The sequence below is a fragment of the Psychrobacillus sp. genome, from assembly GCF_056205495.1.
In genome coordinates this window covers 1-3,794 of record NZ_JBAEAP010000416.1, presented here as the reverse complement: position 1 = coordinate 3,794, position 3,794 = coordinate 1, and the positions used below count along the sequence as shown (strand labels likewise).

Sequence of the window (3,794 nt, the reverse complement as noted above, 5' to 3'; positions counted from 1 at the left end):
ATCCGTACTGGCCATTCAAATGTATTCGTACACCATGTACGGAGCAGCTGTAACCCCTGCACTGCTTGCGACGATCTTATGGAAGCGCGCGACTAAACCAGGGGTGTTGAGCTCCATGGTCGTAGGAGGAGTAAGTACAATTTTATGGGAAGTAGTCTTGAGTAAGCCATTTGAGCTAAATAGCGTATTATTCGCATTGCCAATGGCCGTCCTCACTTTAATAATCGTCAGCCTACTTACCCAACCAAGAGTAAGCGTAACGGGAAGCCTGGCGAAAAACTAGAGGTGTGGGGTGTTGTGTTGTTGTGTTACAAGTGCCTGGTGTCTGAAATATAGCGCCGATGAGTATATTACAAGTGTCTGGTATTACAAGTGCCTGGCACCTGAAATATAGTAGGATAAAGATTATGAATGGAAGCCCCTTGCTCCGGTCTTAGTAGAGCAAGGGGTTTTTCTATGGTTTTAGTGGGAAATGTTATAGAAGTATTATTACAGTCTGATTTATTACAGGTGCCAGGCACCTGTAATAAATTAGACTACTAGGAGCTTGTAGTAGTAGATGGATAATATTATTGAAATAATATTCTTCTATTTTTGGAATATATGGTTTGTTATGTATTTGTAACCAAAAATGATAGGGTGTGCTAAGTAAAAAGATTGATTTTTCTCGATTTTAGAGTGAATTTCTTGTTTTGCATAGATTATTTCTTTATGGTAAAGTTAAGAGCTTATTATTATTTTAAAATAATTAAATAGCTCCAAAAAAGAAAAGGAAGTGGATTTATGAAAAAGAATTCTATTAAAAAAACAGTAGCTGCTACTGTGCTTGCCACGTCATTATTTGCTTCTGCAAATGTAACTTTTGCTAGTAGTTCGACTCAACAAGTGGTAGATCAAGCTCGTATTGACATGAAGAATGCGGCATATGCTTATGTGGTACCTGCACAAAAAGGTAAAGTTGCTACAAGCCAGGAGTTATACCCAGCTTTAAACAAAGCGAAAGCAAGCTATAATAAAGCAAAGGCTCAAGTATCTAAGTCTAATGACAAAAACAAAGCGAAAATCTTGAAAGAGCTTGATGCAATGTATGAAGAAAAAGTAACTGGAGGTATTGTTCCATATATTGATGCTTACAATTATGCAGACAAATACCTAAATCCAATTATGGAGGATATTGCAGAAGCAGAAGCTTCACGTAACGTATTCCAAATCGAAAAATCTTACCATGAATTATCAGCACAGCTAAAAACTAGAACTGCAATCATGTATCGCTTTTCAGGTAAAGCTGCACGTGATCTATTGTTAAAAGAATACAAGGATCCAGCTAATGCGAAACGTGACGAATTACAAGTTCCTGTAACTATCTTTATGCAAGTAGTCAAAGCAGATAAGTTAGTGCAAGAAGGTAAAAAAGCAGAAGCAAAAGAAGTCCTTCAAACTGTCGGACCTCTAATTAATAAAATGCCAGAGTCTAATGTATTCCCAGGCTTAAAAAAATGGATAAATGAAAAGTATGACTCAGAAATGAAAAAGGCTGATTAAACCTAACTATTTCTAAACACGCATACTTTTGCCGGAATGTCTATATAATCTCTAGAAGATGGTAGCTTTCTTGCTAAATATAATGAAACTATATTAGCCCTGTTCAGCAATCTTGCTGGGCAGGGCTTTTTTCTATAGAAAGTTGATAGAAAACAAAGCGCTATATTACAGGTGCCAGGCACCTGTAATATTTTAGGCACCTGTAATAATAACACTGTTTATTAGTATTTTTGTGTGTTTCTTTCCTATATTTTTGGATAAATTTTATGTACTTTGATAGATTTTAAGTAGTCTTAATAAGGAGTGTATTGTTTTGGTGAGGATAATTGATTATCTTTAGTATGGAGCCCAATTATTTTATCTTTTGCAAAAAGATAAAATAATTAGATTAGTATGATGATAATTAGAAACAGGAGTGGGATTGTGAAAAGAGATTCTATTAAAAAATCGGTAGTTGCTGCTGCACTTGCGACTTCATTGTTTGCTTCAGCAAATGTGACATTTGCGAGTAGTTCGACACAACAAATTGTAGACCAAGCTCGTATGGACATGAAAAATGCAGCGTATGCTTACGTTGTGCCAGCTCAAAAAGGTAAAATTGCTACTTCTAAAGAATTATATCCCGCTTTAAACAAGGCGAAAGCAAGTTATGCGAAAGCGAAAGCTGCTATTGCTAAATCCAACGCTAAAAATAAAGCTACTATGTTAAAAGAATTAGATGCTATGTACAATGAAAAAGTAACAAAAGGAATTATCCCTTATATTGATGCTTATAATTATGCAGATAAATACTTAAATCCAATCATGGAGGATATTGAAGAGGCAGAAGCTTCTCGAAATGTATTCCAAGTTGAAAAGTCTTATCATGCACTATCTGCTCAGTTAAAATCTAGAACTTCTATTATGTATCGTTTTTCTGGTAAAGCGGCACGTGATTTATTATTAAAAGAATATAAAGATCCAGCTAACGCTAAACGTGACGAGTTACAGATTCCAGTAACTATTTTCATGGGTATAGTGGAAGCGGATAAATTAATGCAAGCAGGTAAGAAAGAGGAAGCTAAGGCTGCTCTTCTTAAAGTTTACCCATTAATTGATAAGGTTCCTGCTTCTAATGCATTCCCTGGATTGAAACAATTTTTAAAAGATTTATATAATCAAAAGTTTGGTGACGAGGTTGGAGATAAAGGAACTGTTTCTTTACGTATCTTAGGAACTTCTGATATTCATACTAATATCGTAAACTATGACTATTATAAGGACACTGCTTCTAACAGCTTAGGTCTTGCTAAAACAGCTACATTAATTAAAAATGCACGTACTGAAAATAGTAATTCATTGCTATTTGATAACGGAGATTCTATCCAAGGGACTCCTCTAGGCTCTTATAAATCTTCAGTGGACAAGCTAGTGGATGGAGAAGAGCATCCTTCTATTACAGCGATGGAGCTTTTAGACTATGATGGAGCAACTTTCGGTAATCACGAGTTTAACTACGGTCTTGATTTCTTAGACGAGGTAATGGATGACGCAGACTTCCCTTATGTAAATGCAAACGTTCGTAATGCAGCTTCTGGTAAGCTAGCTTATACACCATACGTATTAATCGACAAAGAAGTGGTTGATGCAGCTGGAAATAAAACAACTGTAAAAGTAGGGGTAACTGGTATTGTACCTCCACAAATCTTAAAATGGGATAAATCTCATTTAACAGGAAAAGTGACAGTGGATGATTCAGTTCAAGCTATCGAAAAAGTTGTTCCTGAAATGAAAAAAGCAGGAGCAGATGTAGTAGTTGTTCTTTCTCACTCAGGTATGGGTGATGCAACACATGAGGTGGGCGAAGAGGATGTAACTTATTTATTAACTAAAGTTAAGGATGTAAATGCAATTATCACAGGTCACGCGCACCAAGTGTTCCCAGGTAAAGTGGATGCTTCCCTAACTAATGTTGATATCGACAAGGGAACGATGAATGGCGTACCAGTTGTAATGCCTGGTAAGTTTGGTAGTCATTTAGGTGTAATTGATTTAACGCTTGAAAAAGACGGCAAAGGCTGGAAAGTTGCTTCTTCCAAAGCAGAAGTTCGTACAATTGCTAAGGATGCATCTGATGTAGACCAAACAATTGTAAATGCAGTTAAAGAAGCGCATGAAGGAACTATTAACTATGTTCGCCAAGCGGTAGGTACAACAACAGCGGATATTCATAGCTACTTCTCTCAAGTGCAAGATGATCCATCAATCCAAAT

Annotated in this window: 2 protein-coding genes and 1 pseudogene; all 3 read left to right on the top strand. The window is 36.3% G+C overall.

Annotated elements, in window-relative coordinates; translation table 11 throughout:
- Nucleotides 1-283, top strand: a pseudogene (locus AC06OU_RS12220) (sodium:solute symporter family protein); the annotation flags it as partial.
- 500 nt (nt 284-783) lie between these two features.
- The gene (locus tag AC06OU_RS12215) at nt 784-1,542 is read left to right on the top strand and encodes a hypothetical protein (RefSeq protein ID WP_475856090.1); all 759 of its coding nucleotides are present in this window, start codon (nt 784-786) and stop codon (nt 1,540-1,542) included.
- 423 nt (nt 1,543-1,965) lie between these two features.
- On the top strand, nt 1,966-3,794 hold a 1,829-nt coding region (locus AC06OU_RS12210), incomplete at its 3' end, for a metallophosphoesterase (RefSeq protein WP_475856088.1).

Excerpts from the sequence above, each read along its gene's own strand:
- AC06OU_RS12215 (WP_475856090.1), top strand. The coding sequence starts at position 784 with ATGAAAAAGAATTCTATTAAAAAAACAGTAGCTGCTACTGTGCTTGCC.